Source organism: Mesorhizobium sp. WSM3864 (assembly GCF_002294955.1).
In the GTDB taxonomy this organism is placed as follows: Bacteria; Pseudomonadota; Alphaproteobacteria; order Rhizobiales; family Rhizobiaceae; genus Mesorhizobium.
Window position 1 is genome coordinate 74,841 of the sequence record NZ_NSGD01000015.1, and the last position, 17,362, is coordinate 92,202.

A 17,362-nucleotide genomic window follows, 5' to 3' on the forward strand; every position below is an offset into this window, starting at 1 on the left:
CCCTCTCCCCGTTTCGGCGGGGAGAGGGTAAAGCTGCGGGGCGAGCATCGATTCAAGTCACCTAGCGGCGATCCCGGCCGCCTCTCCCAAGGATTCCCTATGCCCTATGTCGCCGCCGAGAATCGCTACGAGAAGATGATCTACAACCGCTGCGGACGGTCCGGCCTCAAGCTGCCGGCCATCTCGCTCGGGCTGTGGCACAATTTCGGCAATGACACGCCGCACAGGACCAAGCAGGCGATCGTGCGCAAGGCCTTCGACCTCGGCATCACGCATTTCGATCTCGCCAACAATTACGGCCCGCCGCCCGGCTCGGCCGAGACCGCCTTTGGCGAGATCCTGCGCACCGATTTCGCCGCCTATCGTGACGAGCTGATCATCTCGACCAAGGCCGGCTACGAGATGTGGGCCGGCCCCTACGGCGAATGGGGCAGCCGCAAATATGTGCTCGCGAGCCTCGACCAGAGCCTCAAGCGGATGGGGCTCGATTATGTCGATATTTTCTATTCCCACCGTTTCGATCCCGAGACGCCGCTGGAAGAAACGATGAGCGCGCTCGACCATGCGGTGCGCTCGGGCAAGGCGCTCTATGCCGGCATCTCCTCCTACAATTCGCAGCGCACCCGCGAGGCGGCCGACATCCTGCGGCGGCTCGGCACGCCCTGCCTGATCCACCAGCCGAGCTATTCCATGCTCAACCGCTGGGTCGAGGAAGACGGGCTGCTCGATACGCTGGAAGGGCTCGGCATCGGCTCGATCGTGTTCTCGCCGCTGGCGCAGGGCATGTTGACCGATAAATATCTCGGCGGCATCCCGGAAGGCAGCCGCGCATCCCAGGGCAAGTCGCTGCGTCCGGCCTTCATCAACGATAAGTCGGTCAACAACATCAAGGCATTGAACGCCATCGCTAGCCGGCGCGGCCAGACGCTGGCGCAGATGGCGCTGGCCTGGGTGCTGCGCAAAGGGCGCGTGACGACGGCGCTGATCGGCGCCAGCCGGCCGGAACAGGTCGAGGATTGCGTCGGCGCTCTCAAGGCGCTCGACTTCAGCGACGCCGAGCTTGCCGAGATCGACACCTATGCGCGCGAGGCCGACATCAATCTTTGGGCGGCCTCCGCCGAGCGCAAGGGGCCGCCACGCAAGTAGTGGCCCGCGCCGGGCCGCCAGCTGCGGAAACAGTGGCAAAGATGCGCGTTCGTCGCTATCTCATGGACCAAAGGCCGTTCGCGTGCGCAGTCGGCACGCGAAACGACGCGACGACCGGAGACACGATGACGGCAAGGGATGCGCTGACCAAGAACCAGCTGTGCGTGCTTGAGAAGCTCGAAGCCGCCAGCGGGCCGCTGAGCGCTTATATGCTGCTCGACCAACTGCGCGAGCGCGGCTTCCGGGCGCCGCTGCAGGTCTACCGCGCGCTGGACACGCTGGTGAAGTCGGGCTTCGTGCACCGGCTCGAAAGCTTGAACTCCTTCGTCGCCTGCGCCGAGCCGCACGACCACAGTCATTCGATGACCGCATTCGCCATCTGCGACAGCTGCGGCCAGGTAACCGAGATGTCCGACCATGATGTCGACCACCGGCTGGACGAATGGGTGCGCTCGACCGGCTTCGCCGCCAAGAAGGCCGTGATCGAGTTTCGCGGGGTTTGCGCGAAGTGTAGAGCTGAGGCGGCTTAGCCCCTCGAGTCGTCATCCTCGGGTCAAGCCCGAGGATGACGAAGGTATCAGTGCGCCTCGTCCCAGTTGTCGGCGGCCCGCGCATCGACATGCAGCGGCACCGACATCGAGACCGCCGGCATCGGCGCGTTCTCCATCACGCGGCGCACCACCGGAATTGTCGCTTCGACTTCCGCTTCCACCGTCTCGAAGATCAGCTCGTCATGCACCTGCAAGAGCATGCGGGCCGACAGCTTCGCCTTCTCCAGCGCCTCTTCCATGTGCACCATTGCGCGGCGGATGATGTCGGCCGCAGTGCCCTGGAGCCTCGCATTGATCGAAGCGCGCTCGTTGAAGGCGCGAACCGACGGGTTGGAGGACCTTATCTCCGGATAGTGGATGCGGCGGCCGAAGATGGTTTCGACGAAGCCGTATTCGCGCGCATAGGCCTTGGTTTCCTCGATATAGTCGCGGATGCCCGGGAAGCGCTCGAAATAGCGCTTGATGTAGGCGCTCGCCTCCTCGCGCGGGATCGACAGCTGGTTCGCCAGACCGAAGGCCGAGATGCCGTAGATGATGCCGAAATTGATCGCCTTGGCACGCCGCCGCACTTCCGAAGGCATGCCTGCGACCGGCACGTTGAACATTTCGGACGCGGTGATGGCGTGGATATCCGCGCCGTCCGCAAAAGCCTGCTTGAGCTGCGGGATTTCGGCGACATGGGCCAGCACGCGCAATTCAATCTGGCTGTAGTCGGCCGAGACCAGCTTGTGGCCCTTTTCGGCGATGAAGGCGGTCCTGATCTTGCGGCCTTCGGCGGTGCGCACCGGGATGTTCTGCAGGTTGGGATCGGAGGATGACAGACGACCGGTCGTCGTCGCGGCCAGCGCATAGGAAGTGTGGACGCGGTTCGTCCCGGGATTGATGAAGCCGGGCAAGGCGTCGGTATAGGTCGATTTCAGCTTGGTGAGCTGGCGCCAGTCGACGATCTTGCGCGGCAGCTCGTGGCCTTCGGCGGCGAGATCTTCCAGCAACTGCGCCGAGGTCGACCACTGACCGGTCTTGGTCTTGGAGCCGCCCGGCAGGCCCATCTTGCCGAACAATATGTCGCCGAGCTGCTTCGGCGAGCCAATGTTGATGCGCTCGCCGACGATCCCATAGATCTCTTCCTCGGCGCGGGCGGCGCCTTGCGCCAGCTCACCCGACAGTCTGGAGAGAATCTGGCGATCGACCGAAATGCCGCGCTGCTCCATGCGGGCAAGCACGGGCACAAGCGGCCGCTCCAGCCTTTCATAGACGGAGACGAGACCCTTGGCGGCGAGCCGCGGCTTCAACATTTGCCACAGCCGCAGCGCCAGATCGGCCTGCTCGCCGGCATAGGCGGTCGCCCGCTCGATGCCGACCTGGTCGAAGCCGACCGCGCCCTTGCCCGAGCCGGCAAGCTCCTTCTTCGTGCCTGGCGCATGGCCGAGCCACTTCTCCGACAGCGAGGCGAGGTCATGCCCGCCGGATGTGCCGGCGTCGAGCACGTAGGAGATCAGCATCGTGTCGTCGAACGGGCCGACCTCGATACCATGCCGGCTCATCACGACGATGTCGTATTTCATGTCCTGGACAATCTTGAGGACCGACCGGTCCTCGAGCAGGGGCTTGAGCAGAGCCAGCGCGTCGCGGACCGGGACCTGGTCCGGCAGCATGCCGCCGCCAAGCAGGTCGCCATTGCCGCTCGCGTGGGCGAGCGGCACGTAGGCGGCGCGGCCCGGCGCGATCGCCATGGACAGGCCGATCAAGTCGGCCTGCATCGGATCGGACGAGGAGGTCTCGGCGTCGAAGGCAAGGATGCCGGCTTCCCTCGCTTCGGCGATCCAGGCCTTCAGCGCGGCCGTATCGCGAATGGCGACATAGGCCGCGGGATCGATCTTGCGCGCCGTCGCCTGCTCCAGCCGCAGCGCCGAGAGCAGGGAAGGCGTATCGCCCTGCGGTGGGGCATCCTCGGGCCTGACCGGTGCTGCAGGCTTCGCGGCGCCGTTCGGCGTCGCCGCCGGTCTTGAGGCAGTCGGCGTGCCGGCGCCGACATCGGGACCATGTGCGGTGTCGGCGCGCTCGATGGTGACACTGGAAGCCTGGACGTCGCCGATCTCGGTTGCAGTCGCTTCCGCGACGCGGCGTGTCAGCGTGGTGAACTCCATCGTCTTCAGGAAGCCGATCAGCTTCGGCCCGTCCGGGGCATGCAGCACAAGGTCGTCCAGCCCCTCCTTGAGCGGCACGTCGTTCTTCAACGTCACCAGCTCGCGCGAGATGCGCGCCTTGTCGGCATTGGCGATGATCGATTCGCGCCGCTTTTCCTGCTTGATCTCGCCGGCGCGCGCCAGCAGGCCGTCAAGGTCACCGAACTGCTCCAGAAGTTGCGCCGCGGTCTTCGGGCCGATGCCCGGCACGCCGGGCACGTTGTCGACGGAGTCGCCGGTCAGCGCCTGCAGGTCGATCATCTTTTCCGGCGGCACGCCCCATTTCTCGATCACCTCGGGAATGCCGATCTGGCGATCCTTCATCGGGTCGTACATGCCGACCGTCGGGCCGACCAATTGCATCAGGTCCTTGTCGGAGGAGATGATGGTGGTGTCGGCGCCGACCTCGCAGGCTAGGCGGCAATAGGTCGCGATGATGTCGTCAGCCTCGAAACCTTCCATCTCGATGCAGGGCAGGTTGAAGGCCACGGTCGCCTGGCGGATCAGGCCGAATTGCGGGATCAGGTCTTCCGGCGGCGCCGAGCGGTTGGCCTTGTATTCGGGATAAAGGTCGCTGCGGAAGGTCTTCGCCGAATAGTCGAAGATGACGGCGAAATGGGTCGGCACGATGCCTACGTTCGTGTTGCGGGCGTCCTGCATCAGCTTCCATACCATGTTGCAGAAGCCGAGCACGGCGCTGGTGGGCAGGCCGTCGGATTTGCGGTTGAGCGGCGGCAGCGCGTGGTAGGCGCGGAAAATGTAGCCGGAGCCGTCGACCAGAAAAAGATGATCGCCTTTTTTCATGCCGGCAGGGATAGCGCGGCCAAGCTTCGCGGTCCATGCCAAACGCTTCGGAAACGGCCGGTTCCGGCAACACCCCTGACAGACAGGTCCCGGACAAATTCAGCCGCTCACGGGCATGTTACAAAAGTGTAATCTTCGTGCCCTTGAATCGCCATTTTCACAGACCCAAATAGCTGTCATCGGCAATTTTCGCCGAAGTCCGGAGTAAGGCCCGTCCCCCGCCTATCCCGGGCAACTGCGGCAGCCTATCCCCCCTCTCCGGGCTGCCGCAACGTTTCGAGTAAAGACCGCCGTGGTTCCCCCTCCACCACGGCGGTTCTTTTTTGTCTCCCAGCCCGCGTGTTACCGACGCCGGAGCGCGTGGTCCAACGATCGCGGCTTTGCGTTTTCTGCTCGCCCCTTTAGGGTCGGGCCAGAATCGAAAGGCTGAAGAAATGTCCAGACTCTCCCCCGTCCTTGACCGTCTCGACCAGAACCTCGACCAGAGCCTGGAGCGGCTTTTCGGCTTGCTTGGTATCAAGTCGATCTCCACCGACCCGGCCTTTGCCGCCGATTGCCGCAAGGGCGCCGAATGGCTGGCGGCCGAGCTCAAGCTGATCGGCTTCGACGCCAGCGTGCGCGACACGCCCGGCCACCCGATGGTGGTGGCGCATCACGCAGGACCGGCCGGGGCGCCGCATGTGCTGTTCTACGGCCATTACGACGTGCAGCCGGTCGATCCGATCGAGCTGTGGGAAACGGACCCGTTCGCGCCGGCGATCAAGGAGATCGGGCCCGGACGCAAGGTGATCGCCGGGCGCGGCTCGGCGGACGACAAGGGTCAGCTGATGACCTTCGTCGAGGCCTGCCGCGCCTGGAAGCAGGTGCACGGCAATCTGCCGTGCCGCGTCACGATCCTGTTCGAGGGCGAGGAAGAGTCCGGCTCGCCGTCGCTCAAGCCCTTTCTCGAGGCCAACGCCGCCGAGCTGAAAGCGGATTTCGCGCTGGTCTGCGACACCAGCATGTGGAACCGCGAGACGCCGTCGATCTGCGTGTCCCTACGCGGCATGGTCGGCGAGGAAGTCACCGTCAAGGCAGCCAGCCGCGACCTGCATTCAGGCCTCTATGGCGGCCCGGCCGCCAATCCGATCCGGATCCTGACCAAAATTCTCGCCGACATTCATGATCAAGACGGCCGCATCACCATCCCGGGCTTCTATGACGGCGTCGAAGAGACGCCCTCGCAGGTGCTGAAATCCTGGGAGGGGCTCGGCGAGACCGCCGAGACCTTCCTCGGACCGGTCGGGCTTTCCATTCCCGCCGGCGAAAAGGGCCGCTCCGTGCTCGAACTCACCTGGGCACGGCCGACGGCCGAGTTCAACGGCATCATCGGCGGCTATACCGGCAAGGGCTTCAAGACGGTGATCGCGGCGGAAGCATCGGCGAAAGTGTCGTTCCGGCTCGTCCACAAGCAGGATCCGAAAAAAATCCGCGCCGCCTTCCAGGCTTTCGTGCGCGATCGGATTCCCGGCGACTGCTCCGTCGAATTCCATCCGCATGGCGGCTCGCCGGCGATCCAGCTTTCCTACGACTCGCCGTTCCTGGCCAAGGCCAAGGATGCGCTCTCCGACGAATGGGAAAAGCAGGCCGTCACCACCGGCGGCGGCGGCTCCATCCCCGTGGTCGGCGATTTCCAGACCTATCTCGGCATGGAATCGCTGCTGGTCGGCTTCGGCCTCGATGACGATCGCATCCATTCGCCCAACGAGAAGTACGAACTCACCTCTTTCCACAAGGGGCAGCGTTCCTGGGCGCGCATTCTCGATGCTCTGACACGCTGAGGTGAACCCGCGGCGACCGCGAAAATCAACTTTCTGTTGATTTTTTTCCGGATCGCGGCAAGGACGGGCGTGATAGCGCAGTGCGCGGCGCCTTCGCGTCCAAAAACGGGTGCGCCGCTGGCCGCGATCCGGAGAAGAGAATGACCGACATCCGTTTCCACAAGAACGATCTGCCGGACCTTTCCCGCTACAATGTCGGTGCGGTCGCCATCGACACGGAAACGCTGGGCTTGAACCCGCATCGTGACCGGCTCTGCGTGGTTCAGATCTCGCCCGGCGACGGCAGCGCCGACGTCATCCAGATCGCGCCGGGCCAGAAGGAGGCGCCCAACCTTGTCAGCCTTCTCAGGAACGACGCCGTGGTGAAGCTGTTTCACTACGGCCGTTTCGACATTGCCGTCCTTTATCACGCTTTCGGCGTCATGGCCGAACCGGTTTTCTGCACAAAGATCGCCTCGCGGCTGACCCGTACCTACACGGACCGCCACGGGCTGAAGGATATATGCAACGAACTGCTCGGTATCGGCCTCTCCAAGGCGCAGCAATCGTCGGACTGGGCGGCGGAAACACTGTCGCCCGAGCAGCTCGAATATGCCGCCTCCGACGTGCTTTACCTGCACCGGCTGCGCGAGGTGCTGGCCGCGCGGCTTGCGCGCGAGGGTCGCACCAAGGAGGCCGAAGCCTGCTTCCGCTTCCTGCCGACGCGCGCCAAGCTCGACCTGATGGGCTGGGCGGAAGAGGATATCTTCGCGCATAGCTGACGGAACCCGGCGCATCGAGCGACGTTGCTGCCGGTCCATTGTCGGCGTGAGATGGGAGGGAATGAATGGCAGAGCGCAAACCGATAGCGAGCGCGCCGAAGGACGGCTCGCAGGTCACGATCCTGTGGAACGACGAGCACGGCGTGGTCAACGAATCCGTCGGGCAATACCGCGACGGCGGCTGGTGGGTCTACACCGACAGCAACACCCAGAAAAAAGTCGAGCCGACCAGTTGGCGGCCTGCATCGGCCAATGATGACAGCGACCAGTGAGCGACCGCCGCAGGGCCTCGAAGCAGGCGCGAGACTCGGCAGCAAGAAGGGGGCGAGATGAGACAGAATATGCTCTACCTCATCATCGGCGCGTTGGTCGTCGTGGTCATCGCGCTTGGCATCTACATCTACCGCGAGCAGACCAGGCCGAAGGGCGTGGAGCTCAAGATCGACGACAAGGGCATTTCGATCCAACAGAATTGATCTCACCACGTCCGCATCTCGCGGACTTGACCGGTCGGCTCCGGATAGCGCCTATTGCATCCGGGTCCGCTCGCTGGAGCGGCGGTGGTTTTTGATATGATTCCCCGGATCGATTTCGAGGCCACCGGTGCCGTGAACGATGCGCTCGCCGCGATCGGACGGACCGAGGACCTGCGCTTTTCGCCCGACAACCGCTTGCTTGCGGTCGCCGGATATGGTCGCAGGCGATGCCTGATGCTGCGCATCGACATAGAGCCGACGGCCGGTGCACCGAGCATCGTTATCCGTGGCTTCGTGGAGCTCAGATCGGACAGCATGGGCGAGGTGCATGGCCTCGATTTCATCGACAACAGGACTTTTGTGGTTGCCAATCGCGATGGGCTGGTTGCGGTCTTCGCCCTGCCGCAAGGCGAACCGGCCGGACAAGGGCACGAAATCTCGCCGCTTCGCGTGATCAAAGGCAGCCGATTGTGCAGATTGAGAACGCCCGGCTCGGTCGCCGTCAGGCGTGAGTCACATGGCCGGCTCAGCCTGCTGGTCTGTAACAACTACACGCATCGGGTGACCCGCCATGTGATTCACCGGCGATGGGGATACCGCGCCCTGTGGAATCAGCTTCTCCTGGAGCAGGGCCTCGACATCCCGGACGGCATCGCGCTCAGCCATGACGGGCGGTGGGTCGCCGTCAGCAGCCACGGCACCAACGACGTGAAGATCTACGACATGTCGGAACCGCTTGGCCCTGAAACCCGGCCCGCCGGTGTCCTGGAAAATGCCAACTACCCGCATGGCCTGCGCTTCACGCAGGACGGCAGCCACATTCTTGTCGCCGACGCCGGCAGCCCGATGGTTCACGTCTATGCAAGCGACGAAGGCTGGAAGGGGCGCCGCACGCCGTCGCGTTCGGTCGCCGTGCTCGACGACGAAAGCTTTCTGCGCGGCAGGGCCAGCGTCGAGGAGGGTGGGCCGAAGGGCCTGGACATAGACAAGTCGAACAGCGTCGTGGCGGTGACTTGTCAGGAACAGCCGCTGGCTTTCTACGGACTGTCGTCGATCGTCGGTCGAAAGGCGGCGGAGCCCGAGTTCACCATTCTTGGACGTCCAGGATGAGCCTGTGATTTCGGCTCCATATTCTGGCGACGGCATGAAGAAACACGGGGGCCGCGCGCAGCCCATCAAATCTTGCGGGGGTGGATGGCAAACGGATGACGTCCGCGCGGTTCGGCGATATCATGCTGCGCATAGGGAGTTTTGGGGCCGACCAACCTAGCCTCTAGGAGGTTGCCATGAAGCACCAAACACTGGACCAGTTGCACGCCGTTGCCGAGGTCCGCACCGCCAAACCCGTCATGAGCCGAACCCAGCGCCTCGCACGTTGGGCGGAGCTTCTCGAACGTGAGCCAAACCGGCTCCTGACCGCGCTGATCGGCACTGAATATCGTGCCCCGCGGGAACGCAATGTCATGCGGGGCGCCGGCTCGCCCATATCCGTCGCCCTGGAAGACCCCGTTCTGCACGACGAGGGTTTGAAGAACGACACCTACGGCGAAGCAAAACGCTTCTTCGAGCTGACGGACTATCAGCTGCACGAGATCGTCTGCTACTGCCATGTCGGCGATGTCATGCGGGCATCGAGAGCTGCGCTCTCGGTCCGTGCCGTGCTCGACTAGTCCGAGCCGACTCGCCCGCCTATGCAAACTCTGGAGCGCGGCCGGAATGCCACGCCGATCGCGCTCCGTCAGGTGGCCGCTTACCAAACATTTGATTTTCAATCACTTCGATTTTTCCCCACTTAACGCGCCTTTAAACCGCCGCATCTACTCTGCAACCCGAGCGCCATCGGCATCGGGGACAGCAAGCACAGCGCAATGGCGAACCGCAGAGACAGCCGCATCGAACCGAGCTTCGAGGGCTCGCCGCGGGCGAAATCCTCCGACGGCTTTTCGGTCAGCGAGGAGGATCGCGTCGTGCCGGCAAGTCGTAAATCCGCAGCGAAACGCAAATCCGCCAAGGCGAAATCGCGCGGCCGGGGGCGCGATCGCAGCCAGCGCGGGCTGTTTTCCATCTTCGGCCGCCTGCTCTACTGGTGCTTCGTTTTCTGCATCTGGGGCGGCATCGCGGTGGCCGGCGTCGTCGTCTATTACGGCGCCAAGATGCCGGCGGCGACCACATGGTCGATCCCCGACCGCGCGCCCAACATCAAGATCGTCTCGGTCGACGGGCAACTCATCGCAAATCGCGGCATGAGCGGCGGCGAGGCCGTCGGCCTCAATGAAATGTCGCCATATATTCCCGAGGCCGTCGTCGCCATCGAGGATCGGCGGTTCTATTCGCATTTCGGCATCGACCCGATCGGGCTGGCGCGCGCCATGGTCACCAACGTCCTTGGCGGTCATTTCTCGCAGGGCGGCTCGACGCTGACGCAGCAGCTGGCCAAGAACCTGTTCCTGACGCCGGATCGCACGTTGGAGCGCAAGGTGCAGGAAGTGCTGCTGGCGCTGTGGCTGGAGCACAAGCACAGCAAGGACCAGATCCTCGAAATGTATCTCAACCGGGTCTATTTTGGGTCCGGCGCCTATGGCGTGGAGGCCGCCTCGCGGCGGTACTTCGGCAAGAGCGCGCGCGATGTCACGCTTTCCGAGGCAGCGCTTCTGGCCGGTTTGCTCAAGGCGCCGTCGCGGCTTTCGCCGGCGCGCGATCCCAAGGCGGCGGAAGAACGCGCACAGCTCGTGCTCGCCGCCATGCGCGAGGAAGGCAAGATCGGCGACAAGGAATACAAAATGGCGCTGAGCGCGCCGGCGACGCGCTCGCCCTCCTACTGGACCGGTTCGGAGAATTACGTCGCCGACACGGTCATGGAGGAGCTTCCCGACCTGATCGGCGACGTGCGCGGCGATATCGTCATCGACACCACCGTGGATCTGACGCTGCAGAAGCTCGCCGAGCAGTCGATCCGCCGGCTGATCGACGAGAGCGGCAAGAAGCTCAACGTCACCCAGGGCGCGTTGGTGTCGATCGATGATTCCGGCGCCGTTCGCGCCATGGTCGGCGGTTACGACTATTCGACCAGCCAGTTCGACCGCGCCTCGGAAGCGCGGCGCCAGCCGGGATCGGCCTTCAAGCCTTTCGTCTACATGGCGGCGCTGGAAGCAGGCCGCACACCGGACAGCGTGCGCAACGACGCCCCGATCAGAATAGGCAAATGGACGCCGGAGAATTATGGCGGCAAATATTATGGCAAGGTGACGCTGGCCACCGCATTGGCGAAGTCGCTGAACTCGGTGGCGGCGCAACTCACCATGGAGGTCGGCCCCGACGCCGTGGTTGAGGCCGCGCACCGCATGGGCATCCAGTCCGACCTGCAGTCGAACACCTCGATCGCGCTCGGCACCTCGGAAGTGACGCCGCTGGAACTGACCGCTGCCTATGTGCCTTTCGCCAATGGCGGCTACAGGCCGGATATCCACTTCATCCAGCGCGTCACCACGGCTAGCGGCAAGGTGCTCTACGAGAACAATGGCGGCAGCGCGCCGCGCGTCCTCAAGGCCGACATCGTCGGCATGATGAACTCGATGATGACGGGCACGGTCGAAGTCGGCACCGCCAAGAAGGCGGCCTTCAACTGGCCCTCGGCCGGCAAGACCGGCACCAGCCAGAATTCCCGCGACGCTTGGTTCGTCGGCTACACCGCCAACCTCACGACGGGTGTGTGGTTCGGCAATGACGACGGCAGCCCGATGAAGAAGGTGACCGGCGGCGCCTTGCCGGCGCAGGCCTGGCACGAATTCATGGTCGCCGCGCATGAAGGCTTGCCGGTCAGGCCGTTGCCCGGCACGTGGAAATCGACGCCGCCCGATACGGTCGTGCCGGACGAGATACCCTCGGCCGACAACTCGCAGCCGGCGCCGCCCGCCCCCGTCGGCCAGTCGAGCCCTGTCGCACGGCAGGCGCGTCCAGCCCAGACGGTCGATGCCGACGGCTTCGATATGCCGAGCGACGGCGGGACTACCGCCTCGGTCGGGCATCCGGTGCCGCCCGGCGATGTCGGCGGCCCGAAGAAAAGGCGCCAGACGTCGATCCTCGACATCCTCAGCGGCGGTTGAGCGGCAACTCGCCTCTCGCAATGGCTGGCGCCTTCGGCTACATGTCCGGCCGGAGATCAAGCCATGGCCGAAATCGACAGCAGAAAAACCATCGTGCTCACCGGCGCCAGCCGCGGCATCGGCCATGCGACGGTGAAACGCTTTTCACGCGAGGGCTGGCGCGTAATTACCTGCTCGCGACAGGCCTTTGCCGAGGACTGCCCATGGCCGGCCGGTCCCGAGGACCACATCAAGGTCGACCTTGCCGATCAGGAGGATGTCGGCATTGCCGTCTCGGAAATCCGCCACCGGCTGGAGGCGCATGGCGGGCAGTTGCACGCGCTGGTCAACAATGCCGGCATCTCGCCCAAGCTCAAGGACGGCGGCCGGATGAACTCGATCGAGACGCCGATGCATGTCTGGCGCGACGTGTTCCAGGTCAATTTCTTCGCGCCGATCATGCTGGCGAGAGGGCTGTTCAAGGAACTCGCCGCCGCCAAGGGCTCGATCGTCAACGTCACCTCGATCGCCGGCACGCGCGTGCATCCATTTGCCGGCACGGCCTATGCGACGTCGAAGGCGGCGCTGGGTTCTCTGACGCGCGAGATGGCGCATGACTTCGGGCCGCACGGCATCCGCGTCAACGCGATCGCGCCGGGCGAGATCGACACGGCGATCCTGTCGCCCGGCACCGACAAGATCGTCGAGACGATCCCGCTGAGAAGGCTGGGCGCCACGTCGGAAGTGGCCGACATCATCTTTTTCCTGTGTTCGGGCCAGGCGTCCTACGTGACCGGCTCGGAAATCCACATCAATGGCGGCCAGCACGTGTGACTTCCATCTCAGCGGCACCGCTTCCGTTATTCGTTTCCTGATCCGCTTGGTTTGTGCAGACGAGCGTCAGGCAGGCTGCGGCCTGATCTCGACAGCGGCGTCGTCCAGCCGAGCAGGTGACATGCCGGTAACCGCCTCGACAATGCCGCGTGCTATTTCGCGCTCGCCCATGATCACGGTGTCGGCGCCGAGAGCCTTGAGATGCTCGACCTCGGCATCGGAATGGGCGCGCGCAATGACGCTGATGCCGGGATTGGCCGCGCGCGCCCGCAACACCACCTGTCCCGCCTCGAAGGCGTTGGGGATGGCGAGGATCAGCCGTTTGGCGCCTTCCGGATTGGTGGCCGCGAAGACGTCCGCATTGGCGGCATTGCCGGCCACCGTTTCGACGCCGTCGGCCCTCAGCTTCGCCAGCGTGTTGTCGGCATCCTCGACGACCAGGAAGGGCAGGGCGGCTTGTTTCAGCGCGGCACCCACGAGGCTGCCGACACGTCCATAGCCGATCAGGATGGAATGGTCGGTGAGTCCCGTTCGCGGCGGCAGACCATTCTCGCTTTCAGACACTGCCGCCGCCGAGGCCACCTGGCCGGGCTCGGTCGCCGGGCCGATCGGCCTTGATTCCTCGGGCTCTGCCGTTTTGCCGGCGCGCTTTTCCAGCCACGGCTTCATCCTGTCGACGATCAGGAACATCAGCGGGTTGAGCAGGATCGACAGGATGGCGCCGGCCAGAATGAGGTCGCGGCCCTGTTCGGGCAGAAGCTTCAACCCGACGCCGAGCTCGGCCAAGATGAAGGAGAATTCGCCGATCTGGGCAAGGCTGGCCGAGATCATCAGCGCTGTCGCGACCGGATAGCGGAAGGCGATCACGATGACGAAAGCGGCGAGCGATTTGCCGATGAGGATGATGGCTAAAGTGGCCAGGATGGGCAGGCCGTTGCTGACCAGGCTGAATGGATCGAACAGCATGCCGACGGAAACGAAGAACAGCACGGAAAAGGCGTCACGCAGCGGCAGCGATTCCTCGGCCGCGCGGTGGCTGAGCTCGGACTCGCTCATGACCATGCCGGCGAAGAAGGCGCCCAGCGCCAGCGAGACGCCGAACAGCTTCGCCGCGCCGAAGGCGACGCCGAGCGCGATGGCAAGCACCGCGAGCCGGAACAGCTCGCGTGAGCCGGTATGGGCGACATAGTGGAGGATCCAGGGGATGACCCTGCGGCCTACCACCAGCATGACGACGACGAAGGCGACGACCTTGGCCAGCGTTATGCCGACCACGCCCCATATGCCGTGGCTGGCGGGCAGCGAAAGCAGGCTCGCATGGTCGTCGGCTTGCGGCTGGCCGCCAAGCACGCCGGCGAGCGCCGGCAAAAGCACCAGCGCCAGCACCATGGCCAGATCCTCGACGATCAGCCAGCCGACCGCGATGCGGCCGCGCTCGGTCTCGGTCAGCCGCCGCTCCTGCATGGCGCGCAGCAGCACGACGGTCGAGGCGACGGAGAGCGCGAGGCCGAAGACAAGGCCGGCGCCGAGCGACCAGCCAAGCAGCCAGGCGAGGCCGACGCCGAGCAGCGTAGCAAAGCCGATCTGCACGACGGCGCCGGGCAAGGCGATTGCGCGGACCGACAAAAGATCCTTCAGCGAGAAATGCAGGCCGACGCCGAACATCAGCAGGATGACGCCGATCTCGGCGAGTTCGTTGGCAAGGCTGGCGTCGGCGACGAAGCCCGGCGTGTTCGGCCCGACCAGCACGCCGGCCACCAGATAGCCGACCAGCGGCGGGATGCGGAATCGGTTGGCCAATGCTCCGAAAACGAAGGCAAGCCCCAAACCGGCGACGATGGTGGCGATCAGGGGCGTGTCATGCGGCATTGTCTATGGAGCGCCTTTCGAGAATTCACGATGTCGATAAGCGCCGCCCGAGGGCCGCCGCCCCTTCGCAATATGGTCGGGGGAGGGGCGGGGACGCAACCACCGCTAGACGGAATTCGGCGCCGCGATCGGACGCCGGATGAGAAAATCAGAGCGAGCCGCCATCAGGGGGCCACGGCATCAATCCCGTGCACTGTGCGTTCCTGCGTGCCGCTCAGGCCGCTTTGAGCAGATTCTCGATGTCGAAGACGGTATGATTGGTCAGCGTCTTGGGGATTTCGGCCTGCACTTTTTCGCTGACTTCCTTGTGCAGCTTCTGCCGCATCTCGCCGAGCACCTGCGGCGGCGCGATCAGCACGAGCTGGTCGAACTCACCCCGATGCGCAAGCTTGTAGAGCCGGTCGGCAATATCGCTTGCGAAACGTTCCTTGCCGAGGCGATGCCAGTCGGTCTCTTCGATCGCGCTGCGTGGTCCTTCGGCATATCGGCCCGGTTTATCGGTGCCTTGCTCCCTGGTGGCGGGATTTTCCTGCTCCATCTCCTGAACCACCTCGAGGTTCGGAAACTTGCTGTCGCCTTCATTGCGGAGGAAAAGCGCCTTTTCGCCGTCGGCCACGACCACCCAGAGACCGCGTTTAAGCTTGATGTTCATGATTTTCCTCCTTGCCTTGAGCACAAATGGAGCCCGCGAGCGCGGCTCGACCGACGGGATGGATCGTTAGCGAAACGTACCGCCGAGCATGATAGTTCCGGATGAACCAACGACTGGAGGATGTGCTGCAGGCGGCAGCGACCTCACCCACCAGCAAGACCGCGTCTTAATCTACTAAGTTAGTAGAATTTAGAAAAAACCGTTTTGCCGTGTCGGCTGCACGGCGCTAAAAACTATGCCGGATCAATAGCTCTCGCAGAGGTGCCCGACCACCTCGAGGTCCGGCGTAGAATTTTTTTCTCCTGCCTTTCGCGGCTGCGAAAAAGCGATTGCCTGCCATCAAGGGATGCGCGAGTGCTTGCCTTCTGGTTTTTCCCAGGCCCGCATAAAACTGCCAGACTGTTCTCGTACTGTTTATCGCCATGTCGCCAGCCAATGCCAAGCTCAACGCCTTCCCCGTCTTCCTGCGGGTCGACGGCGAAGCCGTGGCCATCGTCGGCAACGGCGAGGAGGCACTGGCCAAGGCCAGACTGCTTGCTCAATCAAACGCGACGCTGCGCATCACTGCCGACAATGCCGATCCCGAGCTTTTGAATTTCATTGCAACCGCCGGCGCTGTCCACGTCGATGTCGCCTACGATGCCGCGCACCTCGAGGACGCGGCTATGGTGTTTGCCGCCAGCGGCGACGAGGCGCTCGACCGCCGCGTCGTCGAAGACGCCCGCCGGCTGGGCATTCCGGTCAACGCCGTCGACCGGCCTGAGCTCTGCGACTTCTTCACGCCGGCGCTGGTCAACCGCGCGCCGGTCGCCATCGCCATCGGCACCGAGGGCGCCGGCCCTGTGCTGGCGCAGCTGCTGCGGGTGCGCATCGATCGCATGCTGTCGCCGTCGCTTGGCCGGCTGGCAGCCTTGGCGTCGTCGTTTCGCACTGCTGCCGAGCGGCTGCCGAAGGGCAATCGCCGCCGCCGGTTCTGGAGCGATTTCTTCGCCGGCCTCCCGGCCAAGGCGGTTGAAGCCGGAGAGTTCGCCAGGGCGCATAGTGCTGCGCTCGAACTCCTGACTTCGGACGCGCCGACCGCGGGTCACATCGCGCTGGTCGGCGCCGGCCCGGGCGCGGAGGATCTTTTGACGCTGCGCGCCCACCGCCTGCTGATGGAGGCCGACGCGATCGTCTATGACGCGCTGGTGCCGGAAGCGATCGTCACCATGGGGCGCCGCGATGCCGAGCGCTTGCCTGTCGGCAAGCGCAAGGGCTGCCATTCCAAGAGCCAGGAAGAAATCAACGCTCTGCTCATCGAGCTTGGCCGCGCCGGCAAGCGCGTCGTGCGGCTGAAGTCAGGCGATCCGCTTGTGTTCGGGCGGGCGGGCGAGGAAATGGCAGCACTTCGCGAGGCCGGCATCGCCTATGAGGTGATTCCGGGCGTGACCGCCGCCTTCGCCGCGGCCGCCGATTTCGAATTGCCGCTGACGCTGCGCGGCGTGACGTCCTCGATGGTGTTCACCACCGGGCATGACCTCAAGGGCAACTCACTGCCCGATTGGGCAAAACTTGCCATTTCCGGCGCCACCGTCGCCGTCTATATGGGCCGCTCGGTCGCAGCCGAGGTCGCCGGCCGGCTGATCGAAGCCGGGCTGTCGCCCGATACCGCGGTCGCCGTGGTGGAGAATGCCAGCCTTGGCAATCGCCGCCGCTTCCACGGCACGCTCGCCGACCTGCCGTCGCTGGAAGCGCGCGCCGATCTTACCGGTCCGGTCATGACCATCATCGGCGACGCGGTCGCCGGCGCCAATTTCGAACAATCCGAGCCGCTTGCGGCGCACACGCGTGAAGAGACGGCCGGCGTAGCGGCCGAAGGAGTTGAGCAATGAAGGTTCTGACCGCTAACAGGCTCTCCGACGGTATCGCCGTCTGGTACGCCGATGGCGGCTGGGCGGAGACCGTCAGTGGTGCCGACATCGCCCATGACAAGGCGGCGGAGGATCGGCTCGAGGCCGTCGGCGCCGCGGCCGCTGCCAACAACGAAGTCGTCGACGTCAACCTGATCGATGTGACCGTGATCAACGGCGCGGTCGAGCCGGTGCGGCTGCGCGAGAAGATCCGCGCCGCGGGCCCCACCATCCGCACCGACATCGGCAAGCAGGCGAGCCCGGCTCCGGCACGGGCGGCATAGAACAATAA

At 64.5% G+C, this 17,362-nt stretch carries 15 protein-coding genes; 12 read left to right on the forward strand and 3 right to left on the reverse strand.

Features of this window, described 5'->3' with window-relative positions; genetic code table 11:
• The first annotated feature begins 99 nt into the window (after window positions 1–99).
• Together mgrA and CK215_RS24275 are read left to right on the forward strand one after the other, a co-directional pair.
• Window positions 100–1,146: an L-glyceraldehyde 3-phosphate reductase gene (gene mgrA, locus CK215_RS24270; RefSeq protein WP_095832434.1), complete on the forward strand. Its 1,047-nt coding sequence runs from the start codon at window positions 100–102 to the stop codon at window positions 1,144–1,146.
• Window positions 1,147–1,271: 125 nt separating this feature from the next.
• Window positions 1,272–1,676, forward strand: a complete 405-nt coding sequence (locus CK215_RS24275; RefSeq protein WP_059184736.1) for a Fur family transcriptional regulator — start codon at window positions 1,272–1,274, stop codon at window positions 1,674–1,676.
• A gap of 47 nt (window positions 1,677–1,723) precedes the next feature.
• On the opposite strand, the gene polA is transcribed toward CK215_RS24275, so the two are convergent.
• Window positions 1,724–4,687 carry a DNA polymerase I gene (gene polA / locus CK215_RS24280; RefSeq protein WP_170950373.1) on the reverse strand — a complete coding sequence of 988 codons (2,964 nt, stop codon included), beginning with the start codon at window positions 4,685–4,687 and terminating at the stop codon, window positions 1,724–1,726.
• A 434-nt stretch (window positions 4,688–5,121) separates the two neighbouring features.
• On the opposite strand from polA, the gene CK215_RS24285 reads away from it, so the two are divergent.
• The 8 genes from CK215_RS24285 (at window position 5,122) to CK215_RS24320 (ending at window position 12,660) form a co-directional block, all read left to right on the forward strand.
• On the forward strand, window positions 5,122–6,507 hold the full coding sequence (locus CK215_RS24285) for a M20/M25/M40 family metallo-hydrolase (RefSeq protein ID WP_095832436.1): 1,386 nt from the start codon (window positions 5,122–5,124) through the stop codon (window positions 6,505–6,507).
• Window positions 6,508–6,647: 140 nt separating this feature from the next.
• Entirely contained in the window at window positions 6,648–7,268 is a 621-nt protein-coding gene (locus CK215_RS24290) for a ribonuclease D (protein ID WP_095783543.1), read from the forward strand.
• 65 nt (window positions 7,269–7,333) lie between these two features.
• Window positions 7,334–7,540: a hypothetical protein gene (locus CK215_RS24295; RefSeq protein WP_095778715.1), complete on the forward strand. Its 207-nt coding sequence runs from the start codon at window positions 7,334–7,336 to the stop codon at window positions 7,538–7,540.
• A gap of 57 nt (window positions 7,541–7,597) precedes the next feature.
• A complete protein-coding gene (locus CK215_RS24300; protein WP_082980768.1) occupies window positions 7,598–7,744 on the forward strand; it encodes a hypothetical protein in 147 nt (48 codons plus the stop codon).
• A gap of 84 nt (window positions 7,745–7,828) precedes the next feature.
• Window positions 7,829–8,854, forward strand: a complete 1,026-nt coding sequence (locus CK215_RS24305; protein ID WP_245418781.1) for a beta-propeller fold lactonase family protein — start codon at window positions 7,829–7,831, stop codon at window positions 8,852–8,854.
• Window positions 8,855–9,030: 176 nt separating this feature from the next.
• Complete coding sequence (locus CK215_RS24310) at window positions 9,031–9,414, forward strand: hypothetical protein (protein WP_067004095.1); 384 nt, start codon at window positions 9,031–9,033, stop codon at window positions 9,412–9,414.
• Between the two features lie 198 nt (window positions 9,415–9,612).
• Window positions 9,613–11,847, forward strand: a complete 2,235-nt coding sequence (locus CK215_RS24315) for a transglycosylase domain-containing protein (protein ID WP_095832438.1) — start codon at window positions 9,613–9,615, stop codon at window positions 11,845–11,847.
• A 63-nt stretch (window positions 11,848–11,910) separates the two neighbouring features.
• Window positions 11,911–12,660 carry an SDR family oxidoreductase gene (locus tag CK215_RS24320; RefSeq protein ID WP_067004093.1) on the forward strand — a complete coding sequence of 250 codons (750 nt, stop codon included), beginning with the start codon at window positions 11,911–11,913 and terminating at the stop codon, window positions 12,658–12,660.
• Window positions 12,661–12,726: 66 nt separating this feature from the next.
• On the opposite strand, the gene ybaL is transcribed toward CK215_RS24320, so the two are convergent.
• Together ybaL and CK215_RS24330 are read right to left on the reverse strand one after the other, a co-directional pair.
• Window positions 12,727–14,529 (reverse strand): YbaL family putative K(+) efflux transporter, encoded by a 1,803-nt coding sequence (gene ybaL / locus CK215_RS24325; RefSeq protein WP_245418782.1) that lies wholly within the window; start codon window positions 14,527–14,529, stop codon window positions 12,727–12,729.
• Between the two features lie 214 nt (window positions 14,530–14,743).
• Window positions 14,744–15,184, reverse strand: coding sequence for a host attachment family protein (locus CK215_RS24330; RefSeq protein WP_164747059.1), 441 nt, complete (start codon window positions 15,182–15,184; stop codon window positions 14,744–14,746).
• Window positions 15,185–15,603: 419 nt separating this feature from the next.
• Between CK215_RS24330 and cysG the strand changes: the two genes are divergently transcribed.
• A complete protein-coding gene (gene cysG / locus CK215_RS24335; protein ID WP_095832439.1) occupies window positions 15,604–17,052 on the forward strand; it encodes a siroheme synthase CysG in 1,449 nt (482 codons plus the stop codon).
• Window positions 17,049–17,354 (forward strand): DUF2849 domain-containing protein, encoded by a 306-nt coding sequence (locus CK215_RS24340; protein WP_095832440.1) that lies wholly within the window; start codon window positions 17,049–17,051, stop codon window positions 17,352–17,354. Before cysG ends, CK215_RS24340 begins: the two co-directional genes overlap by 4 nt.
• The last annotated feature ends 8 nt before the right edge of the window (window positions 17,355–17,362 follow it).